The organism is Ralstonia mannitolilytica (assembly GCF_905397375.1).
In the GTDB taxonomy this organism is placed as follows: Bacteria; Pseudomonadota; Gammaproteobacteria; order Burkholderiales; family Burkholderiaceae; genus Ralstonia; species Ralstonia mannitolilytica.
In genome coordinates this window covers 1-1599 of record NZ_CAJPVG010000028.1, presented here as the reverse complement: position 1 = coordinate 1599, position 1599 = coordinate 1, and the positions used below count along the sequence as shown (strand labels likewise).

The window sequence follows — 1599 nt, the reverse complement described above, 5'->3', positions numbered from 1 at the left end:
CTTCCTTCCAGAGGACTTGGGGTTCTGGCAGACTCGCCGCATGAACCTACCCACCAACCTCGATGCCCTGAGCCCGGACGAACTGCGCACACTGGCTGCGCAGTTGATGGCCCAGGTCGGCGAGAAGGACCGGGAGTTGCGGTACCGGCAAGCCAAGATCGACCAGCTCACACACGAGCTGGCCATCCACAAGCGCTGGAAGTTCGGCAAGCGCAGCGAGCAACTGACATCTGAACAGGCGAGTCTGCTGGACGAAGCCATTGACGCAGACCTCGAGGCGATTGAGACCGAACTGGAAGCGCTCCTGCCGTCGTCCAAATCTGAAGCCAAGAGCAAGCCCAAGCGCCAGGCATTGCCGCCGCAGTTGCCGCGCACCGACATCCACCACGAGCCGGACGCAGAGACCTGCACCTGTGGGTGTGCGCTCAAGCGCATTGGCGAAGACATCAGCGAGAAGCTGGACTACACGCCGGGCACGTTCACCGTGGAGCGTCACATCCGCGGCAAATGGGTGTGCGATCAGTGTGAGACGCTGGTGCAGACGCCGGTGCCACCCCACGTCATCGACAAAGGCATCCCGACGGCCGGACTGCTGGCACATACGCTGGTGTCCAAGTTCGGCGACCACCTTCCCCTGTATCGGCAGGAGCGCATCTATGCGCGCGCCGGTCTGGCCATCCCGCAATCGACACTGGGCGCGTGGGTGGGCATCTGTGGCGTGCGTCTGCAACCGCTGGTGGACGCCCTGCAAGAAGAGGTTCTGAGCCACGGTGTTCTGCACGCCGACGAAACGCCAGTGCAGATGCTCGCGCCCGGCAATGGCAAGACGCACCGCGCCTACCTGTGGGCCTATGCGCCGAGCGAGTTCGAGAAGATGCGCGCGGTGATTTACCAGTTTGCGCCCAGCCGCAGCGGCGAGCACGCTCGCGCGTTCCTGGGGCAGTGGCAAGGCAAGCTGGTATGTGATGACTTCGCCGGCTACAAGGCCAGCTTCGACGGTGGCGTCACTGAGATCGGTTGCATGGCCCATTCGCGGCGCAAGTTCTTTGAACTGCACGACAAGCACAAGAGCGAATTGGCGGGCCAGGCACTGCGCTACATGGTGAGCTTGTACGAGATCGAGGCGCAAGTGCGGGATGCTGAGCCAGACCAGCGCCTGGCAGCGCGGCAACAAAGGGCTGGCCCGATTCTAGAGCGGCTGCACGCCTGGCTCGAGGAACAGCGACGCCGCGTCCCAGACGGCTCGGCGATCGCGCGGGCCATTGACTACAGCCTCAAGCGGTGGCCGGCTCTCGTGCGTTACCTCGACGACCCGACGGTGCCCATCGACAACAACCACGTCGAGCGACAGATCCGGCCGGTTGCCCTGGGTCGCTCCAATTGGTTGTTTGCAGGCTCACTGCGCGCCGGTCAACGCGCGGCTGCCGTCATGAGCCTGATCCAATCGGCCAAGCTCAACGGGCACGATCCCTACGCCTATCTGAAAGACGTCCTCACGCGACTGCCGACCCACAAGGCGGCCGACATCGCCGAACTGCTCCCGCATCGCTGGACGCCCAGCGCCACCTAGCTGGCAAGACGGGTTCACCGGGTGCTTAC

1 protein-coding gene is annotated in these 1599 nt (G+C 64.0%); it reads left to right on the top strand.

The window, feature by feature from the left end; genetic code table 11:
• Positions 1–40: 40 nt before the first annotated feature.
• Entirely contained in the window at positions 41–1570 is a 1530-nt protein-coding gene (gene tnpC, locus KHN96_RS22640; RefSeq protein WP_009238807.1) for an IS66 family transposase, read from the top strand.
• Positions 1571–1599 lie beyond the last annotated feature (29 nt).